We start from the raw sequence: 23,488 nt of genomic DNA, 5'->3' as shown, positions 1-23,488 counted from the left end.
GCGATCTCGCCTGCGAACCCGTCGGCTCGCAGGGCCTCGAGGAAGCGCAGGTAGTCGGCGTCGAGCCGGGCGAGGGTTTCCAGCCTAGCGATCATGGGGTCAACGTCTCCAGGGCCCTTGTGACGAGACTCAGTCCCTCGTCCAGCATCTCAGGCTCGACGGTCAGCGGGGCCAGCAGGCGCAGCACGTTGCGCCGCCGCCCGCTGGGCATCAGCAGTACGCCCGTCTCGCGCCCGGCGGCCAGTAGCGCCGCTAAGTGCTCGGCACCCGTTGCGTTCTCAGTGTCTTCGAAGACGATACCTCGCATGGCACCGACCCCGGTCAAGGCGCCCACCATCTGGAAGCGTTCTCGCCAGCCTTCATGGGCCAAAACGATCGCGGCCTCCTGGGCCTCGCCCCACTGGCGCAGCCGCGACTCGTCCATCAGCGCCATCACCGTCCTGGCGGCGGCACAGGCCACGGCGTTGCCCGAGTAGGTGCCGCCCAGCCCGCCCTTTGGCAGGGCATCCATCAGCGCCGGCTTGCCTGCCACAGCGGCCAGCGGCAGGCCTGCGGCCATGCTCTTGCCCATAAGCAGCAGGTCGGGCTCGATGTCCAGGTGGGAGAAAGCAAAGCGCTCGCCGGTGCGCCCGAAGCCGGACTGGATCTCGTCGATGATCAGCACAATGCCGTGTTCATCGCACAGCGACCTCAGGTGGGCGGCGAAGTCGGCGTCGAGTAGGCGGAAACCGCCTTCCCCCTGCACCGGTTCGACGATGATCGCCGCTACCTCGTCGCTCGGCACCTCTACATCGAACAGCCGAGTCAGGGCTGCCAGGGCCTCGTCGGCGCTCACGCCGCCGTCGCGGCTGGGAAACGGCAGGTGGAATACTGGTCCCGGCAGCGCGCCGAGCCGGGCCTTGTAGGGCTTGACCTTGCCGTTGAGGTTGAGCGCCGCCAGGGTCCGGCCATGGAAGCCATCGTCGAAGGCGATCACTGCCTGCCGGCCGGTGGCGGCGCGCGCTACCTTGAGGGCGTTCTCGGTGGCCTCGGCACCGCTATTGGTCAGCATGCAGGACAGCGCATAGTCGACCGGCACGAAGCGATCCAGGGCCTCGACCACCTGCAGATAGCCACGATGCGGAAGGGCATTGAAGGCCGAATGCATCAGCGTGTCGACCTGGGCCTTGACTGCCTCGACCACGGCCGGGTGGCCATGGCCCAGATTGAGCACGCCGATGCCGCCGACGAAGTCGATATAGCGCCGGCCCTGTTCGTCCCAGACCTCGGCGTTGCGCCCTCGCTCGATGCAGAGGGGATGCACGATGCCCAGCGAGCCACTGACGTGAGGAAGATTCATGGACGGTTCCTGTGATTCATCAAGGGTCGGTATGCCGATGATGAAAGCAGGGCGCTGGTGAGGCTTCAAACGAAAAAAAACGCCTAACCCATTCCTAGAATTCATGAATTTAGCGATAAAATCGCTCTTCTGGCGGTTTAAAGGGTATGTAGATGCCTGGTGGGAATGCTCTATTGCGTCTCTCGCGAGGCATCAGACGATGGAATTGGCTAGAATAACGGCTTTGCCCAAGAGCCGAGATCCATGACGGCACGCCACCTGCCCTCGACGACCACCATGCAGTGCTTCGAGACTGCGGCGCGACATATGAGCTTTACCCGCGCCGCCGAGGAGCTAAGCCTGACCCAGAGTGCGGTCAGCAAACAGGTCGCCCAGCTCGAAGACTACCTACAGCACAAGCTGTTCCGGCGGGTGCGCCGGACCCTGGTGCTCACCCCGGAGGGCTCGCTATACCTGAGCGAGGTGCGCAAGATCCTCGCCCAGATCGAGATGTCAGCGAATGCCATCATGACCTACAGCGGTCAAGGCGAGATGCTCAAGGTGGCGACCTTGCCGACCTTCGGCAGCCATTGGCTGAGTGCCCACCTGCCGGCGTTTTTCACTGCCCACCCACATATCCGCCTGAGCATTACCGACCGGGTCCAGGCCTTCGATCTGGAGGAACAGGACATCGACGTGGCCTTCTTCCATGGCCACGGCCGCTGGCCCAATCTAGAGTGCCACAAGCTGTTCGACGAAGACGTGGTGGCGGTGGGTGCGCCGGCCTACCTCACTCGCCAGCGGCTGGAGGCGGCCTCGGATCTGGCCGGTTGTCACTTGCTGCACCTGTCCACCCGCCCGGATGCTTGGCACCGTTGGTTTGCCGACCAGGGTATCGCCACCGCCCGCAGCTATCACGGTAGCCGCTTCGAGACCTTCCAGATGCTGATCCGCACGGCGATGATGGAGGGCGGCCTCGCCCTGGTGCCGCGCTTCCTAGTCGATGACGAACTCGACGCTGGCCGCCTGTGCCTCGCCTGGCCACACGCCCAGCACAGCCCCGACGCCTACTACTTGGTCTATCCAGAACCGCTCGGCGAACTCGCCAAGGTTCGCCACTTCGTGGCGCATGTGCTGTCGTGTGCCGAGGCCGACCTTGGGGCGAGCTAGCTCGCTGGGTGGGCGCCGTCTACTTTGGCCGGCGCCTCGAGGTGCTCGAGAATCCAGTCGATGAAGCCGCGCACCTTGGCTACCTCGCCCTTGTGTTCGGGATAGGCGAGGTAATAGGCATCCCGGCTGGTCAGCGAGAAGCCCCATGGTATCGCCAACTGGCCAGCCGCCAGCTCTTCCTCGACCAAAAAGCGCGGCACCAGGGTCACGCCACAGCCCGCCCGGGCGGCGCTCAACGCCATGTAGAACGTATCGAAGCGCGGCCCGTGATAGCTATGCGTGGTATAGCAGCCTTGGGCCTCGAACCAATCGTGCCAGGCCTCGGGCCGAGTGGCGCTCTGCAGCAGCACTAGGTCGGTCAACGCCAGCGGGTCGTCGATGCCACCGTCCGGCACCGCCGACGGGGCACACACCGGCACCACGTCCTCGTCGAGCAACTTGATGCATTCTGCCTTTGGCCAGGCGCCGTGGCCGAAGAAGAAGGCCACGTCGACCCGTTCCTCCTCGAAATCGAAGGGTTCCACACGATTGGCGATGTTCAGATAGACCCCTGGGTGACGGAAGCGGTAGCCATTGAGACGCGGGATCAGCCAACGGGCGCCGAAGGTTGGCAGGGTGGTGACGTTGAGCACCTCGCTCTGGCCCCCGTAGGACTGCATGTAGCGCGTGGACATCTCGACCTGCGCCAACACCTTGCGCACCTCGGTTAAGTACAGGGCTCCTTCTGGAGTGACCTGCAGGCGCTTGCGAACGCGGCGAAACAGCGGCTGCTCAAGCACTGATTCGAGCTGAGCGACCTGTTTGCTGACCGCACTCTGGGTCAGGCTTAGCTCCTCGGCGGCGCGGGTGAAGCTCAGGTGACGGGCCGAGGCCTCGAAACACTGCATGGCGGTGAGCGTGGGCAGGTGACGGCGACTCATGTCGTGCCTCAACAAGAAAAAAAAGAATGAACTTCGTATAAAACGTCGTTTGAGCTAGGTCAATGAAGCTAGCAATACTGCACTCGTTCCCAATTCACAACTACACACGAACAGTCGGAGGAAGAATGATCGAGTCCATCATGCAGCGCCTTGGTGTCGCCGATACCCGTTACCGCGGCGGCGACTATGCCGTGACCTCGCCCACCGATGGCCGCGAGCTTGGTCGAGTGACCATGGAAGGCGGCGAGCAGGTCCTGGAGCGGATCGAGCGTGCCCAGGCCGCCTTCGAAGTCTGGCGCCAGGTGCCTGCGCCGCGTCGTGGCGAGCTGGTGCGACTATTCGGCGAGCAACTGCGCGAGCACAAGGAAGACCTTGGTGCCTTGGTGACCCTGGAGTGCGGCAAGATCTACCAGGAAGGCTTGGGTGAGGTGCAGGAGATGATCGATATCTGCGATCTCGCCGTCGGTCAGTCGCGCCAGCTGTGTGGCTTGACTATCGCCTCCGAGCGTCCCGGCCACCACATGCGCGAGAGCTGGCATCCGCTGGGTCCGATCGGCCTGATCACCGCCTTCAACTTTCCGGTCGCGCCCTGGGCTTGGAATGCCGCCTTGGCACTGGTGTGCGGCAACAGCCTGTTGTGGAAACCCTCCGAGAAGACCCCGCTCTGCGCCCTGGCTTGCCAAGCGCTGCTTGAGCGCGCCATGGCCGAGTTCGGCGACGAGGCGCCGACCGAGCTCAGCCAGGTGATCATCGGCGAGCGCGAAGCCGGTGAAGTGCTCACTGACGATCCTCGCGTGCCGCTGATCAGCGCCACCGGCAGCACCCGCATGGGCCGCGAGGTCGCGCCCCGCGTGGCCACTCGCTTTGGCCGCAGTATCCTTGAGCTTGGCGGTAACAACGCCATGATCCTGGCGCCCAGCGCTGATCTGGACATGGCTGTACGCGCCATCCTGTTTTCCGCGGTTGGCACTGCCGGTCAGCGTTGTACCAGCCTGCGCCGCCTGATTGTCCACGAATCCGTGCGCGACGAAGTTGTCGAGCGGGTGAAGAAGGCCTATACCGGCGTGACCATCGGTGATCCGATGGGCGGCAGCCTAGTCGGGCCACTGATCGACGCCCAGGCCTTCGACCAGATGCAGTCAGTGCTCGGTAAGGCGCGTGAGCTGGGCTATCCGGTCTTCGGCGGCGAGCGGCAACTGGCCGACGACTACCCGAACGGCTACTACGTCACCCCGGCCATCGTCGAGGTGGATCGCCAGGACGAGCTGGTCAAGCACGAGACCTTCGCGCCCATCCTCTATGTGATGAGCTACAGCGATTTCGACGAGGCGCTGGCTCTGCAGAACGACGTGCCCCAGGGGCTCTCTTCCTGTGTCTTCACCACTGACGTCCGCGAGGCCGAGACCTTCGTCTCCGACCTGGGCAGTGACTGCGGCATCGCCAACGTCAATATCGGTCCCAGCGGCGCCGAGATCGGTGGCGCCTTCGGCGGTGAGAAAGAAACCGGTGGCGGCCGTGAGTCCGGCTCTGATGTCTGGAAGAGCTACATGCGTCGCCAGACCAACACCGTGAACTACTCTCGAGAACTGCCGTTGGCCCAGGGCATCAAGTTCGACTGAGCCTGCTCGCCGCCCCAGCTCTCGCTGGGGCGTCGGTGACCGCAACCACCACAAGACAGGAGGCGTCATGAAGGACGGCTGTTTGTGGCATAACACCTCCCCCGAGCCGCCCCCGGAGCTGGCCCCGCTGCAGGGTGAACACACCACCGAGGTGGCCGTGATCGGCGGCGGCATCACCGGGCTGTCCACCGCCCTGCACCTCGCTGAACGTGGGGTAGGCGTGACCCTGGTCGAGGCGGGTGAGATTCCCAGCGGCGGCTCGGGACGCAATGTCGGCTTGGTCAATGCAGGGTTATGGATTCCCCCCGATGACATCATCAAAGCCCTGGGTGAAAAGGATGGCGAACGTGCCAATAGCATCCTTGGTGGTGCGCCGAAGGAGGTCTTTTCGCTGATTGGACGCCACGGCATCGAGTGCCAGGCGACCCAGACTGGAACCTTGCATTTGGCTCATAACGGCAAAGGGGAGCGGGACCTGGCGCGTCGCGCCGAGCAGCTAGCGCGACGCGGTGCGCCGGTGGAACTGCTGGAGGACGAAGCCTGCTGGCAGAAAGTCGGGACGAAGCGGATTCGTCGGTCTCTGCTCGACCGGCGTGCCGGCACGATCAACCCCACCGGTTATACTCGTGGACTGGCCCGTGCCGCCAGCGCAGCCGGCGCTCGGCTCTATACTCATAGTCCGGCGCAGGGCGTGACCCGGGAGGGTGATGACTGGCGCGTCGCGACACCCAGAGGCAGCGTGCGGGCGCCGCGAGTGGTGGTGGCCACCAATGCGTATAGCGAGGATGACTGGAACCAGGTGAAGGAGCATTTCTTTCCTGGCCATTTCTTCCAGGTGGCGTCCAGGCCGCTGTCCGATGAGGTCGCAGGCGATGTCCTGCCCGAGCGGCAGGGGGCATGGGACACCCGCATGGTCCTGAGCAGCATGCGCCGAGATGCCGAGGGACGCTTGATTCTTGGCAGTCTGGGTAAAGGGAGCGGTCGTCCACAGGCCTATGTGCGCTGTTGGGCGGATCGTATCCAGCGCCATTACTTTCCTCAGCTAGGCAAGGTTGAGTGGGAAACCACCTGGACGGGAAAGATCGCCTTTACGCCCGATCATACCTTGCGCATCTTCGAACCAGCCCCCGGGATCCTGGGAGTATCGGGCTACAACGGACGTGGCGTTACCACCGGTACGGTGGTGGGCAAGGGCTTCGCGCACTACCTGATTACAGGTGAAGATGACCTGTTGCCGCTGCCGATACGCTCGCCTGAGTCGATCAAGGTCAAGCCGCTGTGGAGTTCTGGCTATGAAGGCGGCTTCACCCTCTACCACGCCGGGCAATGTCTGCGTGTGTTGATTTAATAACCCTCGTTAGTCACGCCAATCCTAGGGCCATTTCAAGGCCCCAGGGTGAAACTGTTGCTGTCTGACGATGGCACAAAAACGGCAAGGCTGTTTCCTGCGAGTACAACAGCAATAACTCAGCATCATCCTAAATGAGGGAAACGTTATGGAAAAACCAACAAAAACAAAAGCCTATAAAAAGCCGGGGCTGCTATTGGCGCTCACCCCCGTGGTGTTGACGCTGTTGGCACTCGGCGTACAGCTATTCTATTTTGACGATTTCACGCCGCATATTCCCTTAGCAATTGGCCTGGCAATCACCTCGTTGGTGGGCATCAAGCTTGGCTTCAGATGGAAGCGAATCGAAGAAGGGATTTTCCACGTCATTCATGTGTCTTTGCCGTCGGTTTCGGTGCTGATTTGCGTGGGGATGATCATCGGCGTATGGATCGCCAGCGGCACGGTACCGACGCTGATTTACTATGGTCTGACTTTGCTCTCGCCAGCCGTTTTCCTGGCTGCCGCCATGATACTTTGCTCAGTGGTCTCGCTGTCGCTCGGTACTTCTTGGGGGACGGTGGGCACCGTGGGTCTGGCATTGATGGGCATCGGGGCTGGCTTCGATATTCCTGTCTATTGGACAGCGGGGGCGGTCGTCTCAGGGGCCTTTTTCGGTGACAAGGTCTCGCCGCTTTCCGATACCACCAACCTTGCCCCGGCCGTTACTGGCACCGATGTGTTTTCGCACATCAAGAACATGATGCCCACTACGGTGCCATCAATGTTGATCGCCCTGGCGGTCTATCTTGTGGCCGGCTATACCATGATCGATGACCAAAGCGCTTCCTTCGAGCGCATCACCGCTATTACTGACTCCCTTGAGACACACTTCGTCATCTCGCCCTGGCTCCTGCTGCCGGCATTGTTGGTGATTGTGCTGGCCGTCAAGCGCATGCCGCCGATTCCGTCGCTGTTCGCCGGCGTACTGGCTGGGGGAGCGACCGCTATGATCGCCCAGGGGGCTGGCCTCCATGAAGTGGTCACCTATGCCAACTACGGCTACACCATCGAGACAGGCGTCAGCGCTATCGATAGCCTGCTCAACCGGGGTGGCATCCAGTCGATGATGTGGACCATCTCGCTGGTATTGATCGCGCTGGGGTTCGGCGGCGCGTTGGAGAAGACGGGCTGTCTCGAAGCAATTATCCGCGCGCTGATGAAGAAGGTACGCAGCTTCCGCGGCGTACAAACCTCGGCGGTGCTAACGTCAGTATCGACCAATCTGGTTGCCGGCGATCCGTACCTCTCCATTGCGTTGCCGGGCCGTATGTATGCGCCGACTTATCGTGGCCTCGGCTACTCTACCCTTAACTTATCAAGGGCCATCGAGGAAGGGGGCACACTGGTGTCGCCACTGGTACCTTGGAATGCAGGCGGGGCTTTCGTTATCAGCGCGCTGGGGCTGGGTATTGCCGATGGTAACGTCGAGAATCTACTCTATATTCCGTTAGCTTTTGCCTGTTGGATGTCACCGGTGATCGGGATTCTTTATGCTCAGTTCGGGCTCTTCTCCCCTAAAGCGACTGAGGAGGAGCGCGATCTGTGGGCATCCCAGAATGAAGCCATTGCAACTACGGATGATCTTGGCGCGGCTGCCCAGGCGAGCGTGACCACTAGTCCGCAGGCTTCTGGCTAACCAAGGGCATGACACTGCGTGACCTTGATTGATCGCTCCGTTCGGTACCGCCGGACGGAGCGCTTTCTTTATCTGGTTGTGAACCTCGCCCGCACCGCCCGGACTGTTCACCGGCAAGGAAGACGGCGATAATCCCATTCCCGTTACCTCGCTTGGCGTTGATAAGAGAGCAGCTCTGGTGACCGATACGTGTACCCCGCCAACCGCCAGTGCGCGCGGATTTCACCTGGGGCTCGCCATGTGGGCCAACGAAGACTGGCGCGGTGGGCTCTATCCGCCTCATGGCAGCCAGGGCGAGCGCCTGCCGGACTATGCGCGGGTGTTCTCGGCAGTGGAGGGCAATACCACCTTCTATAGTGGTACGCCACGGGCCGCCACCGTGGCTGCCTGGGCCCGCCAGGCACCGGCGGATTTCCGTTTCTGCTTCAAGTTGCCCGGCGCCTTGACCCATGAGCGACGACTGACCGGTGTCGAGGGCGACCTTGATGACTTTCTCGAAGCGCTCTCGCCGCTGCACGATCGCCTCGGGCCGGTGATGATTCAGCTGCCACGGGACTTCGGGCTTGGGGAGTTGCCGAAGCTCGAGGCATTACTGGAACGATGGCCCGCCGGTATTCCCGCCAGTGTCGAGGTCCGTGACCCCGAGTTTTTCCACAAGGGTAGTGCCGAGGCGGCTCTCAACCGATTGTTGATAACTCATGGGGTAGATCGAGTCATGCTTGACGTGCGGCCCTTGTTTGCTACACCTGCCGGTGATGACGCGCGGCTGGCCAAGGCACAGAGCGAAAAGCCCAAACGCCCATTACACGTGATCTCAACGGCTCATCAGCCGGTGGTCCGCTTCATCGGTCACTTCGATGCCGCCATCAACGAAGCCCGCTTTATGCCCTGGGTCGACAGGCTATGCCTGTGGATAAAACAGGGGAAAACCCCTTTTCTCTTTGTGCATACACCCGACAATCGACAGGCGCCGGCCCTGGCAAGAGCCTGTCATGAACGCCTCGCTGCACGGCTTGCACTAACCCCTTTGGCCCCCTTCCCCGGCGAGCGTCAGACGAGCCTTCTCTAGCGGCACTTGTCTGAGGTTGCGGCCCTGCCCAAGGGGCAATCCGCTCTGGCTATCGCGATCATGATCGGATAGTTTTATGGCCCTCATGCCGTTTACCATTCGATATTGTGGAGTTTTGCGTGAAACCCGCACGGATTCCCGCAATATCCCGGCATGAAAGTCGTGTCTTGTGCCCCGATCAGGGACCGAGGCGCGGCGGCTAGCGGCGGAGATCCTGCCCGGATCCTGTCATGCCCTTGATTGGCATCCTGTGATCCATGATGCCGCGGACGTGGCAATAACAAGCACAAGCCGTCATCGCATCTGACCGATCGTTGGCGACACGCAACCTCAAGGTGAATCATGTCCAAACTATCCCACGCACATTGGTCATCAAAGCTGACTTTCATACTCGCGGCCACCGGTTCCGCGGTCGGCCTTGGTAATATCTGGAAATTTCCCTACATGGTGGGCGAAAGCGGCGGTGCTGCCTTCGTGTTGGTGTACCTGCTGTGTATCGCCCTGATCGGGCTGCCCATTTTGACCGCCGAGTGGCTTATCGGGCGTCGCGGTCAGGAGAACCCGGTCAACTCGATGGCCGATGTGGCCAAGAGCGCGGGACGCAGCAAGGGCTGGGTGATGGTGGGGGTCAGCGGCGTGCTGGGCGCCTTCCTGATCCTGTCCTTCTATAGCGTGATCGGTGGCTGGTCGCTGTCCTACACTCTGAGTTCGATCACCGGTGACTTCACCGGCCAGGATGCCGACGCTATCGGTGGACTCTTTTCTGGCATGCTGGGCAACCCGGGACAGCTGCTGCTGTGGCACTCGGTCTTCATGCTGCTGGTGATCGGCATTGTGGCCCGCGGCGTGACCAAGGGGCTCGAGGGCGCAGTGCGCACCCTGATGCCGGCACTTGGCGTGCTGCTGGTGGTATTGGTGGGCTATGGCATGACGACGGGCTACTTCGGTCAAGCGGCAAGCTACCTGTTCAATCCCGACTGGAGCAAGCTGACTGGAGAAGTGGTGCTGGCGGCGCTGGGCCATGCCTTCTTCACCCTGTCACTGGGCATGGGCATCATGATGGCCTATGGCTCCTACCTCGGTGAGGAGGTCAGCCTGCTCAAGACCGCCCGCACCGTGGTGATCATGGATACCGTCATTGCGCTGGGTGCTGGTCTGGCGATTTTCCCGATCGTCTTCGCCAACGGCCTGGATCTGAATTCTGGGCCGGGGCTGATCTTCGTTACCCTGCCGATCGCCTTCGGTAATATGGGCGGTGGTATGCTGCTGGGCCTGATGTTCTTCCTGCTGCTGACGTTCGCTGCCCTGACGTCGGCGATCTCGCTGCTGGAGCCGGTCGTGGAGTTCGTCGAGGAGCGTACGCCGCTGTCGCGAGTGAGCGCGACCCTGGTCGCTGGCGTGGCCACCTGGGCGCTGGGCATCGCCGCGCTGCTGTCGTTCAACGTCTGGAGTGAGGTGCTGTTCTTCGGCCTGAACATCTTCGATCTGCTCGACAAGCTGACCAGCAAGTTCCTGCTGCCGCTGACGGGCCTGGGCGTCATCATGTTCGTCGCCTGGGGGCTCGACAAGGAAGGCGTACGCAAGGAACTGGGGATGGACATCTACGACTTCAGCCTGTGGAACCTGATCACGCGCTACGTGGCACCGATTGGCGTGCTAGCGGTGTTCGTTTCCAGTCTTTGAGGGTGAAGGCGTCGTGGACCGGTAGTGAATGCCGGTCCTGCGCGCTGTCACAGACCTATTAATAGACCTGGTTACAGGCCTAGCCTGTGACAACTTTGCGAGCCCCGGTCCTGCCGGGGCTCGCCGCGTTTGGTCAGGGCGAACGCGGCTACTGGATCAGGTCATCGTCGAGATCGGCAAGGTCCTGCTCCAGGCGCTTGAATTCTTTATGCAACTCGATGCCCCGGCGGGCTCTGAGGTTGCGTAATGCAGCGGACTTCTGGCGCTGCTGATGCTCGGCGACTTCCATGCTCATGAAAATATCGAGGAGTTCGCTTTTGACGGAGGACACCTGTTCGACATTACGCATTATCGACTCTCCTGACGGGCGATGACTGTGCCGGCCGCCCTTGAGTGCTGCCTTACGACCGGCACCTCCTTGTTTACTATAACCCACTTGACAGAATGATGACGTTCAACGCTAAAGGAACGCGCATTGCCGGAGTGACATCCTCCCCCCGGGCTGGGGCATACTGTGGCCTGAGATGAACCGGAGTGCTGGCCTGGAATCGCTTATTTATCCACACCCGTATAGTGCACGCCCTTTATCCACATCCCTTTACATCCCTACATCCCTGCCAAGGAGCCTTCCGTGAGCCGTGCCCTGTTCGATGAACTGAGAAATCGCATGGAGCACTTTCGCCGCTCCGAGCAGAAGGTGGCGCGCTTTGTGCTGCGCAACCCAGACGAAGTGATCCACATGCGTATCGTCGACCTGGCCACCGAGGCCAAGGTCAGCGAACCTACGGTGGTGCGTTTCTGCCGGGCGCTGGGCTGCAACGGTTTTCAGGACTTCAAACTCAAGCTGGCGCAGATGCTGGCTTCCGGCAGTCAGTTCGCCCAGTTCTCGATGAACGACAGCGACAGCGTCGCCGAGTTTTCTCACAGCATCTTCGACTCCACCGTCGGCACCCTGCTGTCGGTGCGCGACCGACTGGATAACGAGGCGCTGAATCAGGCCATCAATGCGCTGGCCATGGCCAACCGGGTCGAATTCTATGGCTTCGGCGCCTCCGGTGCGGTGGCCGCCGATGCCCAGCACAAGTTCTTCCGCCTGCAGATATCCACAGCGGCCTACACCGATCCGCACATGCAGAACATGTCCGCCGCGACACTCAAGCAGGGCGATGTGGTGGTGGCGATCTCTCAGACCGGGCGCACCCGGGCGCTGGTGGATAGCGTGAGACGAGCCCGCGCGGTGGGGGCCACGGTGATCGGCCTGTGCCCCAGCCACTCGCCGCTGGCCGACGAGGTCAGCATGCCGCTTTATATCGATGTTCATGAGGACACCGAGATTTATACGCCGATGAGCTCGCGTATCGCCCATCTGGTGCTGATCGACGTGCTGGCGGTGGGGGTGGCCAAGACGCGCGGGCCCAAGCTTGCCGAGCAGCTCAAGGCGGTCAAGAAGAGCCTCAACCCGCTGCGCTTTCCTGAGCAAGAGGATGAGCCGGACGAGGGCGACGAGCCACTGCGCTAGCGGCATGCCCGTCCCGTGTTGGCCCCGCGATGGCCCCCCTGAAGGGTTGGTGATGTGCAATGCAGCGGCGCCGGCAGACGGCCCGCCTCGGGACCTGATTATGCTAAGCTGGGCGTCCATTTTTCGACCCGAAGTGCCCCGCTATGGATGACGTCACGGCGATTCTCGATCACCTCAACGCGGCCCAGCGTGAGGCCGTCAGTGCCCCCCAGGGCAACATGCTGGTGCTGGCGGGGGCCGGCTCGGGCAAGACCCGGGTGCTGGTGCATCGAATCGCCTGGCTGATGCGCACCGAGGGCCTGTCGCCCTATGCCATTCTCGCCGTGACCTTCACCAACAAGGCAGCCCGGGAGATGCGCACCCGGCTGGAAGCCTTGCTGGGTCAGTCGCTGCGTAATGTCTGGGTCGGCACCTTCCACTCCATCGCTCATCGGCTGCTGCGCACCCACTGGCAGGACGCACGGCTGCCGCAACACTTCCAGATCCTCGATAGCGACGATCAGCTGCGCTTGGTCAAGCGCCTGCTCAAGGATCACAACATTGACGACGAGCGCTTTCCGCCGCGTCAGGTGCAGTACTTCATCTCTGGCTGCAAGGAAGAAGGCCTGCGCCCCCATCAGGTGCAGACCCATGGCGATGCCTATCTCGGCCAGATGGTCGAGCTCTATGAGCGCTATCAGCTGACCTGCGAGCGCGGCGGCCTGGTCGACTTCGGCGAGCTGCTGCTGCGAAGCCTGGAGCTGTTGCGTGACAATCCGGCGCTGCTCGCCCACTACCGGGAGCGCTTCGCCCATGTGCTGGTCGACGAGTTCCAGGACACCAACACCCTGCAGTACGCCTGGCTTAAGCTGCTGACCGGTGAGCAGGCCGGCATCACCGTGGTTGGCGATGACGACCAGTCGATCTATGGCTGGCGCGGCGCCCGGGTCGAGAATATCCGCCGCTTCGAGCAGGAATTCACGGACACCAAGACGGTGCGTCTGGAGCAGAATTACCGCTCGACCAGCGCCATCCTCGAGGCGGCCAACGCCCTGATCAGCCAGAACACTGGGCGCATGGGCAAGGAGCTGTGGACCGACGGCGGTCGCGGCGAGCCGATTTCGCTCTACGCCGGCTTCAATGATCTGGACGAAGCGCGCTACATCGTCGATACCATCGCTTCACAGGTGAAGGAAGGCACCGCGCGGCGCGAGATCGCCATCCTGTATCGCTCCAACGCTCAGTCGCGGGTGCTCGAGGAGACCCTGATCCGCCAGGGCATGCCGTACCGCATTTACGGCGGCCAGCGTTTCTATGAGCGCCTCGAGATCAAGAACGCCCTGGCCTATCTGCGGCTGCTGCTGAACCGGGAAGACGATGCGTCGCTGGAGCGGGTGATCAACGTCCCTGCTCGGGGCATTGGCACGCGTACCGTGGAGATCCTTCGCGAGCGGGCGCGAGTGACCGACGTTTCCCTGTGGCAGGCGCTGCACGACTGCCTCGCTGACGCCACCCTCAAGGGCCGTGCCGGCAATGCGGTACGCGCCTTCGCGGAGATGATCGAACGCTTCGACAACGACACCGCCGGCATGGCGCTGCACGAGATCATCACCCACGTCACCCAAGCGTCTGGGCTGGTCGAGCATCACCGCAGCGAGAAGGGCGAGAAGGGCGAGAAGGGCCAGGCGCGGGTCGAGAACCTCGACGAGCTGGTCAATGCCGCCCGCGCCTTCACTCAGGGCGATGCCCTGAACGGCCAGGAGGTCGGTGAGGGGGCTGCCGCCATGGAGCCCTTCCTCGCCGAGGCGGCGCTCAATGCCGGTGACCACGAGGCCGACGACTTCGAGGACTGCGTGCAGTTGATGACCCTGCATTCGGCCAAGGGGCTCGAGTTTCCGGTGGTCTTTATCGCCGGCGTCGAGGAGGGCCTCTTCCCGCACAAGATGTCGATGGAGGAGCCCGGCCGCCTCGAAGAGGAGCGCCGGCTGTGCTACGTGGGCCTGACACGGGCGATGACCAAGCTCTACCTGACTCACGCCGAGCTGCGTCGCCTGCATGGCAAGGAGACCTTCCAGCGCCCGTCACGCTTCCTGCGCGAGATTCCGGCGGAGTATCTCGAGGAAGTGCGTCTGCGCGGCCAGATTTCGCGGCCGGTGACCGCCGGGCATGCCCCCTCCCAGTCATCGGTTGATGGCGGCGACGACCTGCCTTCGCTGTCGCTTGGGCAACGGGTCAGCCACCCGGTATTCGGCGAAGGGGTGATCCTCAACGCCGAGGGATCAGGCGAGCGCGCCCGGGTGCAGGTCAGCTTCGAAGGAGAAGGCGACAAGTGGCTGGTGCTGGGGTTTGCCAAGCTGACACCGCTTTAGGCGGTCGATGGATGCCAGTCGGGCAATGGAAGGCAAGCGGGCCGTGCAGGAAAGGTGGGCCATGCCAGCTAGACGAGCATCGGGCTTGCCCGGCAATTCGGGCCTCAAGCATACTTTAAGGTGGACACTAGCAACACCATACCGAGAATCCGCCAACCGGAGCCGCATTCTTCATGTCACGCCCCCTTCATCGCCGTCACTTCCTTACCGCCCTGGGCGCCGGCGCTGCCGGCATTGCCGCGGCGCCTTTCGTCTCTACCGCTCGCGCTGAAGAGACCATTACCTGGAAAATGGTCACCTCCTGGCCGAAGAACTTCCCGGCCCTGGGGACCGGCGCCAACGACTTCGCCAAGCGTATCGGCGAGCTGTCCGGCGGACGCATGCGTGTCGACGTCTATGGGGCCGGCGAGCTGGTGCCGGCGCTGGAAGTGTTCGATGCGGTCTCGTCGGGCACCGCCCAGATGGGTCACTCGGCCTCCTACTACTGGCGTGGCAAGGTGCCGGCGGCACAGATGTTCACCGCCGTGCCCTTCGGCATGACCGCCCAGGAAACCAACTCCTGGCTGTATCAGGGGGAAGGGCAGGCACTCTGGGATGCGCTCTATGCCAAGTACAATCTCAAGCCCTTCGCCGTAGGCAACACCGGCACCCAGATGGCGGGCTGGTTCAAGCGCGAAATCAATTCGCTCGAGGACATGCAGGGGCTCAAGCTGCGCCTGCCGGGGCTTGCCGGCGAGGCCATGAACGGCATCGGCGTGACCACGCTCAACATGCCGGGTAGCGAGATCTTCACCTCGATGCAGACCGGTGTATTGGATGCCGCAGACTGGGTGGGGCCTTACAACGATCTGGCCTTCGGCCTGCATCAGGTCGCCGACTACTACTACACATCGGCCTGGAACGAGCCCAGTGCGATTCTCGAGGGCACCGTCAACCTGGATGCCTGGCAGGCGCTGCCGGATGATCTCAAGGTGGTGGTCAGGGAAGCGGCACGCTCCGCCAATCTGGCGATGATCGACGAGTTCACGCTGCGTAATGCCGAGGCGCTGAAAACGCTGGTCGAGGATCATGACGTCAAGCTGCGCCAATTCCCCGACGAGGTGATCAAGGCGCTCTATGCCTCATCACAGGAGGTGCTGGCGAAACAGACCGAGTCCGATGAAGACTCCCGCAAGATCCTCGAGTCTTACCGCGACTTCCAGTCGCTGGTGCGGCCGTTCAGTGATGTCGGCGAGTTTGCCTATCTGAAGACGCGGGAGCTGGTCAGCGGCTGATCAAGTGGCGCTGTCGATCAATGCCGCTGTCGTGGATCAACGGCCGTCGGGCACCGCGCGTATACGGCCGTTGTCATCCATCGCCACCATCACGAAGCGTGCCTCGGTCACCTTGTGAAGCTCATCGGGATTGCGCTCGTGGGGCGGTCGGCTCCATACCTCGACATTGATCTTGATCGAGCTGCGGCCGATTTCACGCAGTTCAGTGAAGATATTGACCACCGAGCCCTCGCGCACCGGGCACAGGAAGTCCATGGTCTCGATGGCCACTGTGGCGGTGCGGCCGTGGGCGATGCGCCCCGCGGCCAGCTCGGCGGCCTGGTCCATGTGGCTGACCAGCCAGCCGCCGGGAATGTCGCCATAGAGGTTGGTGTCCTGACGGGTGGCGAGCAGTTTTAGGGTCAGTTGGCCCTGAGGCGCGGGAACGTCATCGATATCTGTCATAGCGGCGTTTCCAGTGGGCTTGCTGTTGTCAAAGGTGTAGTAACATGAAGACAAAAGGGTGGCCCGCGCTGGACGCGGCCGATGCTGTCATCATATACGCCGGCCCCAGGCGTCACCACCCAGTGCCAGGGGGATCACCGTCACTGTATTGCAACCTGTTTGCGTCATACTCCCAAGGCACGCAATGACACCCTGACGCATTCGCCAGTGACAGGGCTTTCAGTACCGCGGCTCGCGCGGATCAAGCATTCGACATTGGGCGCAAGGATATGCCGCGCGTCCTCAAGGAGTGTCACCATGGATATCACCAGCGATACCCACAGCCAGCATATTTCCCGCCAGTTCAATCATGAGCTCGAAGATCTCAAGAATCACTTGATGGCCATGGGTGGCCTGGTCGAGAAACAGGTTCAGGATGCCGTCAGCGCTCTGCTCGAGGGTGACTCGAGCCTGGCAAGGCAGGTCTCGGAGCAGGACCAGACTGTCAACGACATGCAGATCAAGATCGATGAGGAATGCACACGGGTGCTGGCGCGGCGTCAGCCGGCGGCTTCGGACCTGCGCCTGGTGCTGGCGGTCACCCGTGCCGTGTCCGATCTTGAGAGGATCGGTGACGAGGCCACCAAGATCGCCCGCAACGCCCTGGCGCTGACCGAGTCCGACAATGGCAAGAAGGGCTTCGTCGAGGTGCGCCATATCAGCGAGCGCGTACGCCACATGGTGCGCGATTCGCTGACCAGTTTTGCCCGCTTCGATATCGACCTGGCGCTCAAGGTGGTCCACGAGGACGAGGCCGTCGACAGCGAGTACACCACCGCGATGCGCTCGCTGATGACCTTCATGATGGAAGATCCTCGCTCCATCACCTCGGTGCTGAGCGTGATGTGGGTGCTGCGTGCTCTGGAACGCATCGGCGATCATGCCAATAATCTGGCCGAGTACGTCATCTATCTGGTCAAGGGGCTGGACATCCGCCATATCAATCCGGACGATCTTGACGAGGAAGCGCTCAAAAAGAGCAAGTGACGATAGCCGCCTCGGCGGCATCAAGCAGCCAAACCGCCGCCGCTTCCTGCGGCGGCGTTGTTTTATCTATGACGTACGCGTCTAGTGATCTGTAGATCGAGACAAGGAGTGGCGAGAGAATGCTCAACGCCCTGACGGCGCTGACCCGAGGCACCCGGCTGGTCTTCAGCCCGGGCCTGAGACGCTATGTATTTGTGCCGATGCTGGTCAACCTGGTGGTCTATGTCGCCGGGCTTCAGTTCGTGCTGAGTCATTTTGGCGGCTGGCTGGATGGCTGGATGACGATGGTACCGGGCTGGCTTGATTGGCTCGAGTGGTTGATCTGGCCGCTTTTCGTGGTGACCCTGGTGCTGGTGGTGTTCTTCAGCTTCACCCTGGTCACGCACCTGATCGCCGCCCCCTTCTATGGCTTTCTGGCGGCCAAGGTCGAGGTGCAGCAGACGGGCCGCTCTCCGCAGGACGAGCGTGGCCTGGTGCGCACCGGCGTCGATGCTCTAGGCCGCGAGCTGGTCAAGCTCGCCTATATTCTGCCGCGCATGGCGCTGTTGTTCGTGCTGAGCTGGGTGCCGGTGGCCAACCTGCTGGCGCCGCCGCTGTGGTTGCTGTTCTCGGCCTGGGTGATGGCCATCACTTATCTCGACTACCCGATGGACAATAACGCTGTTAGCTTCGCCGATATGCGCCGTCGGCTGCGCCGTCGCTGGTGGCCGACCCTGACCTTCGGTGGCTGGGTCACGCTGCTGACCTGGATTCCGCTGGCCAACCTCTTTCTGCTGCCCGGCGCCGTGGCAGGTTCGGTGCTGATGTGGGATCGCCACTATCGCGATCTTGGCGCTTCAGAAGCGGCGGTAGCGACACGTCGCTGAGTTGGTGACCCGGCGTGCCTGGGTTTGCTTGTGCCCAGGCGTCAGGCGTGGGCCGCTTGATCCTCGACCAGGCGCTTGCTGGGGAACACGCACCGAAACACCGCCCCTTGATCGGGGTAGGAGGAAATTTCCAGGCGGGCGTCGTGGCGCAGCAGTACGTGCTTGACGATGGCCAGGCCCAGGCCGGTGCCGCCGGTGGCCGTGCTGCGGCCCTTGTCGACCCGGTAGAAGCGCTCGGTGAGGCGTGGGATATGCACCGGGTCGATGCCTTCGCCGTCGTCCTCGATTTCCAAAGCGGCGCCCGCCGGGTGGTCGCGCCAGCGCAGGATGATATGACAGCCTTCGCCGCTATAGCGTACGGCGTTGAAGGCCAGGTTGGAGATGGCGCTGCGCAGCTCCTTGGGGTCGCCGCGCAGTGCTTGATTCGACTCGATGTTGAGGCTGATCTGGTGACGGCCACCCGACAGGGATTCGGCGTCGTGCTTTATCGCTTCCAGCAGGGGCGGCACGGAGACTCGCTCGCTGTCCGCATTGGGCTGATCGATCTCCAGACGCGACAGCATCAGCAGGTCATCGACCAGGTTCTGCATGCGCTTGGCCTGGTCCTGCATCTGCGAGAGGCTGCGGGACAGGCGCGGTGGCATCAGCTCGGCATGATCGGCATAGGTCTCCAGGTAGCCGGTCAGCACCGTCAGCGGGGTGCGCAGCTCATGGGAGACGTTGGCCACGAAGTCGCGGCGCATCTGCTCCAGGCGATGCAGGCGAGTGATGTCGCGGGCCATCAGCAGACGCTCGTCGTCGCCATACAGCGTCAACTGGAACTGTAGGACACGGCGATCGTCGATCGGCGAGGTCAGCGTCAGTGGCTCCTGGTAGGCCCGCTTGTCGAAGTACTCAACGAAGCGCGGGGCGCGGATCAGGTTGGTGATGTGCTGGCCCCGATCCTGATGGGTTTTCAGCCCCAGCATGGTTTCGGCGGCGCTGTTCCACCATTCCAGGTCGCCACGGCGGTCTAGCATCACCACGCTGTCGCTCATCGCTTCCGAGGAATCTTGAATGCGTTGCAGGGTGTTGCGCAGGCGTCGCTGGGTCTTGGCTTGCGCCTTCTGATGATGGTGCAGGCGATCAAAGATCTCTCCCCAGATCCCGCTGGCCTCGGGTGGGTCGCGGTGACGGGACTGGGTCAGCCAGCGATACAGGGCGTGCAGTTGGCGCAGATGGAAGACCAGGTAGATCCCGAAGCCCAGTGCCAGACCCAGACCTGGAGCGTCCAGGATCAGGCCCGCCAGAGTCATAACGCCGGCCAGCCATGCCAGGCGCCAGAATTCCAGGGACCAGAGATTCATAGCTCGCTCAGCCCTTGGCAGAGAAGCGGTAGCCCGTGCCGCGCACGGTCTGAATCAGGTGCTGATGTGCCTCGCCCAGGGCCTTGCGCAGGCGGCGGATGTGCACATCGACGGTGCGTTCCTCGACATAGACGTTGCCGCCCCACACCTGGTCGAGCAGTTGGCTGCGCGTATAGGCGCGCTCCTGGTGGGTCATGAAAAACTGTAGCAGGCGATACTCGGTAGGGCCGATATCCAGCGGAGCGCCGTGGGTGCTGACGCGATGGCTGGCCGGATCAAGTATCAGGCCTTCGACCTCGACCGCCTGTTCAACGCCCTTGGGTGTGGCGCGGCGCAGTACCGCCTTGAGCCGGGCCACCAGCTCGCGAGGCGAGAAGGGCTTGGTAATATAGTCATCTGCCCCGGCTTCGAGCCCCTGAATCTTGTTGTCTTCTTCACCCTTGGCGGTGAGCAGGATGATCGGCAGTTCGGCGGTGGCCTCGTCGCGCTTCAGGCGGCGGGCCAACTCGATACCGCTGATGCCCGGCATCATCCAGTCGAGTACCAGCAGATCGGGTTGATGGTCGACGACCATGGCATGCGCTGTCTGGGCGTTGTCGGCCTCGAGGACCTGATAGTCGGCCATCTCCAGGGCGATGGCGATCATCTCGCGGATAGAGGCTTCGTCATCGACGATCAGGACGGTCTTGGTGCTCATCTGGCTGGCCTCCTGGCCTTACAAAGACAAGGACAATGACAAGATGATGACGATTCCACCACGCTAATATGACATTGCCATGACAACAGACTCTTACCAAGGGCCCTGGTCATGGGCTATGACCCGGAGCATCCGCCCTTTTTTACCCTCGTCCTTGCTTGGCCCCGGCTTCAGGGAGAGCACCTCTCGCCCAGCCGTTGATTCAGGGGGCCGGCCACAGTGACAGGGCCAGGCCTGCGAAAAGCACCAGCCCCGCCCAGTGATTGTTGAGGAAGGCCTGGAAGCAACGATCCCGGTCGCGGCCACGGATCAGTGTGAACTGATATATGAAGATCGCCGCCATGGTGCCAAGCCCCAGCCAGAAGAAGCCGCCCAATACCAGGCGGGCACCGACCAGCCCCAGCAACCCAAGGGTCGAGAGTTGCAGCAGGACGATCATCAGGATATCGGCGCGTCCGAATAGCACCGCCGTAGACTTGATGCCGATCTTCAAGTCATCGTCGCGGTCGACCATCGCGTATTGCGTATCATAGGCGACGGTCCAGCACAGGTTGGCGGCGAACAAGAGCCAGGCCTCCGGCGGCACCGCGCCGGTCACGGCCGAGAAGGCCATCGGAATGGCCATCGAGAAGGCCGCCCCCAGCACGACCTGAGGCAGATGCGTATAGCGCTTCATGAACGGATAAACCGCCGCCAGGGCAACGGCGGCCACCGATAGCAGCACGGTCAGACCGTTGGTGAAACACACCAACACGAAGGAGGCGGCGACCAGGACCGCGAACAGCGCCTTGGCTTCGCGCTCCGCAATGCGCCCGGTAGCCAGCGGCCGCGCCTTGGTGCGCTTGACGTGACCATCCAGGTGGCGGTCCGCGTAGTCGTTGACCACACAGCCCGCGGCCCGCATCAGGTAGACCCCGGCGATGAAGATCAGCAGCAGCTGGCGGGTGGGCAGGCCCTCGGCGGCGAGCCACAGCGCCCACAGCGTCGGCCACATCAATAGCCAGGTGCCGATGGGGCGATTGAGGCGCATCAGTGCCAGAAAGTCGGGCAGGCGGGCCAGGCCACGGGGGCGCTCGACGTGATCCATCTCGGTCTCCAGGTTGTCTCTGGGTTGTCTCTCCGGGCCCTGTCACCAAGCCCATGGCCCCGGCGCCAGGGCACTCTTTTAGCGCGCCGGCTGATTTCAAGCCACGGCTTATCTTACGCCACGGCCGGGCGTGATGGTGTAGGCACAACGGCGAATCAGCATGGCGGCAGGCGCAGTTCAGCGGCCATGGTATCGAGGAAGAACTCCTGGACCAGCACCGCGAAGCGACCGTGACGAAACATCGAACGTCGTCCCCAGGGGCCGTGGCTGCAATGGAAGCCTGCTGTGGCTCGAGTGACCTCAATCGGCCCCCGCTCCAGGTCCGGTTGACGGAACAGCCAGTGGCCCAGCGAGCGCTCGCCGAGGCGATCCAGGCGCTGGCCGTGGAGCCTGGCGAGCGGCACCACCGAGCGAGCCACCACCCAGGGTCGATCATCGATACACAGCGCCACCTCGCGCAGCCAGGCGCGCTCTCGGGGTTTGAGCCCTAGTGCCTGAGCTTCGTCGTTCCCGGGGCGGCCGATGCGCTGGTCCAGCAGGCGCACCCGAAAGGGACGACCGTCGGCGGCGGCGATCAGCCTCGCCGTCAGCGAGTCGCGGCTAGCGACCCAGGCCCACCAGCCATGGCTCATCGCCGGCCGTGCTACGGCGGCGGGATACCAGCGGCGCCAGGGGGTATTCAGCCAGGCGGTGTTCAGAGAGGGAGATGTCGGGCGATCGCGCACCGGGCGCCTCCAGGCCAATATCGGGGCGCATAGTGTACCATGCGGCGTTCACGTTATTGCTCGTCGGGAGCGCCATGACTGCACCCTTGACTATCCTCGGCACCGGCATGGCCGGTATTCAGTTGGCCCGCCAGGTGCGTGCCCGTGACGCCACGCGGCCGATCACCCTGATCACGGCCGACAGCGGTGACGACTACTCCAAGCCGATGCTTTCCACCGGCTTCGCCAAAGGGCTGCCCCCTGCGCGGCTGGCCAGTCGCGATGCGCTCTCGCTTGCCGAAAGCCTCGACGCCGTGGTGCGTACCCACACGCGGGTCACGGCGATCGATCCGCTGACGAAGTGCCTCAAGATCGGCAGCGAGACACTACCCTATGGCGAGTTGGTGCTGGCGACCGGCGCGGCACCGGTGGCGCCCTTCTCGATCCCGCCCGGGCTGGCGACGCGAGTCTTCACCATCAACGATCTCGACGACTATCGCGTCTTCCACGCGGCACTCGGGACACTCGCTCGCCCGGCGCGGGTAGCGATCATTGGCAGCGGTCTGGTGGGCTGCGAGTACGCCAATGACCTGGTGGCCGGGGGCCATGGCGTGACGCTGATCGCCCCGGAGCCTACGCCGCTGGCGCGGCTGCTGCCCGAGACGTTGGGAGCGGCCTTGAAGGAGGCCTTCCAAGAGGCCGGCATCGCGCTGGAAATGGGGCGCACCCTGGCAGCGCTTGATGAGGACGGCGGGCAGTTGGCGCTGACCCTCGACGATGGCCGGGCACTCGAGGCGGATCTGGTGCTGGTCGCCACCGGCCTGGCGCCACGCACGGCGCTCGCCGAGGCGGCGGGCCTGGCCGTGGGCCCCGAGGGCGTGCATACCGACCGCTATCTGGCCACGTCACAGCCAGGCATTCATGCGCTGGGTGACGTGGCCTGCGTCGATGGCATCAACGCCATGTACGTCCAGCCGTTACAGGCCGGTGCCAAGGCGCTGGCGGCAACCCTTACCGGTACCCCGACGCCGGTGGCCTACGGTCCCTGGCCGATACTGGTCAAGACACCGCTGCTGCCAGTGGTCGCGCTGCCACCGCGGCAGGTGCCGGCCAACTGGCGGATCGATGGTGAAGGGCGTGACTGGAGCGCTCTGGCAGAGGACGAAAACGGGCGTATGATTGGTTTTGCGTTGACAGGCGCCTGCGTGCGTCGGAAAGTCGAACTGGCACGAGTCGCCCCAGCATTGCTAATCTAGGTTGGTTGCTGCCGGCGTGGCGATTCCGATCACCTCGGCATCTAGGCCAACACCGGCTTGGACTCGACCACCGCGACTCCACCAGGAACCGGCCTCACAACGATCTGAGGCGGCGG

General features: G+C 62.9%; 20 protein-coding genes. 12 read left to right on the top strand and 8 right to left on the bottom strand.

The window, feature by feature from the left end; translation table 11 throughout:
- Positions 1–91 precede the first annotated feature (91 nt).
- Entirely contained in the window at positions 92–1,339 is a 1,248-nt protein-coding gene (locus HUS66_RS16485) for a 2-aminoadipate transaminase (protein ID WP_175072285.1), read from the bottom strand.
- Between the two features lie 243 nt (positions 1,340–1,582).
- On the opposite strand from HUS66_RS16485, the gene HUS66_RS16480 reads away from it, so the two are divergent.
- Positions 1,583–2,488, top strand: coding sequence for a LysR substrate-binding domain-containing protein (locus HUS66_RS16480; RefSeq protein ID WP_175072284.1), 906 nt, complete (start codon positions 1,583–1,585; stop codon positions 2,486–2,488).
- Here the strand turns inward: HUS66_RS16480 and HUS66_RS16475 are convergent.
- A complete protein-coding gene (locus HUS66_RS16475) occupies positions 2,485–3,408 on the bottom strand; it encodes a LysR family transcriptional regulator (RefSeq protein WP_175072283.1) in 924 nt (307 codons plus the stop codon). The two genes, HUS66_RS16480 and HUS66_RS16475, sit on opposite strands and share 4 nt — an antisense overlap.
- 125 nt (positions 3,409–3,533) lie before the next feature.
- Here HUS66_RS16475 and amaB point away from each other — a divergent pair, with 125 nt between their 5' ends.
- The 5 genes from amaB (at position 3,534) to HUS66_RS16450 (ending at position 10,805) form a co-directional block, all read left to right on the top strand.
- Positions 3,534–5,027, top strand: a complete 1,494-nt coding sequence (amaB, locus tag HUS66_RS16470; protein WP_175072282.1) for an L-piperidine-6-carboxylate dehydrogenase — start codon at positions 3,534–3,536, stop codon at positions 5,025–5,027.
- A gap of 67 nt (positions 5,028–5,094) precedes the next feature.
- Positions 5,095–6,375, top strand: coding sequence for an L-pipecolate oxidase (gene amaA, locus HUS66_RS16465; protein ID WP_175072281.1), 1,281 nt, complete (start codon positions 5,095–5,097; stop codon positions 6,373–6,375).
- A gap of 148 nt (positions 6,376–6,523) precedes the next feature.
- Positions 6,524–8,053, top strand: a complete 1,530-nt coding sequence (nhaC, locus tag HUS66_RS16460) for a Na+/H+ antiporter NhaC (protein WP_175072280.1) — start codon at positions 6,524–6,526, stop codon at positions 8,051–8,053.
- Positions 8,054–8,291: 238 nt separating this feature from the next.
- A complete protein-coding gene (locus HUS66_RS16455; protein WP_175072288.1) occupies positions 8,292–9,122 on the top strand; it encodes a DUF72 domain-containing protein in 831 nt (276 codons plus the stop codon).
- Between the two features lie 342 nt (positions 9,123–9,464).
- The gene (locus HUS66_RS16450; RefSeq protein ID WP_175072279.1) at positions 9,465–10,805 is read left to right on the top strand and encodes a sodium-dependent transporter; all 1,341 of its coding nucleotides are present in this window, start codon (positions 9,465–9,467) and stop codon (positions 10,803–10,805) included.
- Positions 10,806–10,953: 148 nt separating this feature from the next.
- On the opposite strand, the gene HUS66_RS16445 is transcribed toward HUS66_RS16450, so the two are convergent.
- On the bottom strand, positions 10,954–11,154 hold the full coding sequence (locus HUS66_RS16445) for a PA3496 family putative envelope integrity protein (RefSeq protein WP_112055624.1): 201 nt from the start codon (positions 11,152–11,154) through the stop codon (positions 10,954–10,956).
- Positions 11,155–11,436: 282 nt separating this feature from the next.
- Between HUS66_RS16445 and hexR the strand changes: the two genes are divergently transcribed.
- The 3 genes from hexR to HUS66_RS16430 all read left to right on the top strand — a co-directional run bounded on the left by hexR (position 11,437) and on the right by HUS66_RS16430 (position 15,946).
- Positions 11,437–12,324 (top strand): transcriptional regulator HexR, encoded by an 888-nt coding sequence (hexR, locus tag HUS66_RS16440; RefSeq protein WP_175072278.1) that lies wholly within the window; start codon positions 11,437–11,439, stop codon positions 12,322–12,324.
- 143 nt (positions 12,325–12,467) lie between these two features.
- Positions 12,468–14,672: a DNA helicase II gene (gene uvrD, locus HUS66_RS16435; RefSeq protein WP_175072277.1), complete on the top strand. Its 2,205-nt coding sequence runs from the start codon at positions 12,468–12,470 to the stop codon at positions 14,670–14,672.
- A gap of 173 nt (positions 14,673–14,845) precedes the next feature.
- A complete protein-coding gene (locus HUS66_RS16430) occupies positions 14,846–15,946 on the top strand; it encodes a TRAP transporter substrate-binding protein (protein ID WP_175072276.1) in 1,101 nt (366 codons plus the stop codon).
- 36 nt (positions 15,947–15,982) lie between these two features.
- Here HUS66_RS16430 and HUS66_RS16425 read toward each other — a convergent pair whose 3' ends face one another.
- A complete protein-coding gene (locus tag HUS66_RS16425) occupies positions 15,983–16,390 on the bottom strand; it encodes an acyl-CoA thioesterase (RefSeq protein WP_175072275.1) in 408 nt (135 codons plus the stop codon).
- A 297-nt stretch (positions 16,391–16,687) separates the two neighbouring features.
- Between HUS66_RS16425 and phoU the strand changes: the two genes are divergently transcribed.
- Positions 16,688–17,416, top strand: coding sequence for a phosphate signaling complex protein PhoU (gene phoU / locus HUS66_RS16420; RefSeq protein WP_175072274.1), 729 nt, complete (start codon positions 16,688–16,690; stop codon positions 17,414–17,416).
- Positions 17,417–17,535: 119 nt separating this feature from the next.
- Positions 17,536–18,282 (top strand): sulfate transporter CysZ, encoded by a 747-nt coding sequence (gene cysZ, locus HUS66_RS16415; RefSeq protein WP_175072273.1) that lies wholly within the window; start codon positions 17,536–17,538, stop codon positions 18,280–18,282.
- A gap of 41 nt (positions 18,283–18,323) precedes the next feature.
- Here cysZ and phoR read toward each other — a convergent pair whose 3' ends face one another.
- From phoR to HUS66_RS16395, 4 genes are all read right to left on the bottom strand, one after another.
- The gene (gene phoR / locus HUS66_RS16410; RefSeq protein ID WP_175072272.1) at positions 18,324–19,628 is read right to left on the bottom strand and encodes a phosphate regulon sensor histidine kinase PhoR; all 1,305 of its coding nucleotides are present in this window, start codon (positions 19,626–19,628) and stop codon (positions 18,324–18,326) included.
- A 7-nt stretch (positions 19,629–19,635) separates the two neighbouring features.
- Positions 19,636–20,325 carry a phosphate regulon transcriptional regulator PhoB gene (gene phoB / locus HUS66_RS16405; protein WP_175072271.1) on the bottom strand — a complete coding sequence of 230 codons (690 nt, stop codon included), beginning with the start codon at positions 20,323–20,325 and terminating at the stop codon, positions 19,636–19,638.
- Between the two features lie 202 nt (positions 20,326–20,527).
- On the bottom strand, positions 20,528–21,412 hold the full coding sequence (gene ubiA / locus HUS66_RS16400; RefSeq protein WP_175072270.1) for a 4-hydroxybenzoate octaprenyltransferase: 885 nt from the start codon (positions 21,410–21,412) through the stop codon (positions 20,528–20,530).
- A gap of 155 nt (positions 21,413–21,567) precedes the next feature.
- Positions 21,568–22,137 (bottom strand): chorismate--pyruvate lyase family protein, encoded by a 570-nt coding sequence (locus HUS66_RS16395; protein WP_425340092.1) that lies wholly within the window; start codon positions 22,135–22,137, stop codon positions 21,568–21,570.
- Between the two features lie 74 nt (positions 22,138–22,211).
- Between HUS66_RS16395 and HUS66_RS16390 the strand changes: the two genes are divergently transcribed.
- Positions 22,212–23,372 (top strand): FAD-dependent oxidoreductase, encoded by a 1,161-nt coding sequence (locus HUS66_RS16390; RefSeq protein WP_175072269.1) that lies wholly within the window; start codon positions 22,212–22,214, stop codon positions 23,370–23,372.
- Positions 23,373–23,488: the final 116 nt, after the last annotated feature.

This window comes from Onishia taeanensis, assembly GCF_013349955.1.
GTDB lineage: Bacteria > Pseudomonadota > Gammaproteobacteria > Pseudomonadales > Halomonadaceae > Onishia > Onishia taeanensis_B.
Note: the sequence above shows the minus strand (reverse complement) of the source record. Positions and strands in the feature narration are given on the sequence as shown.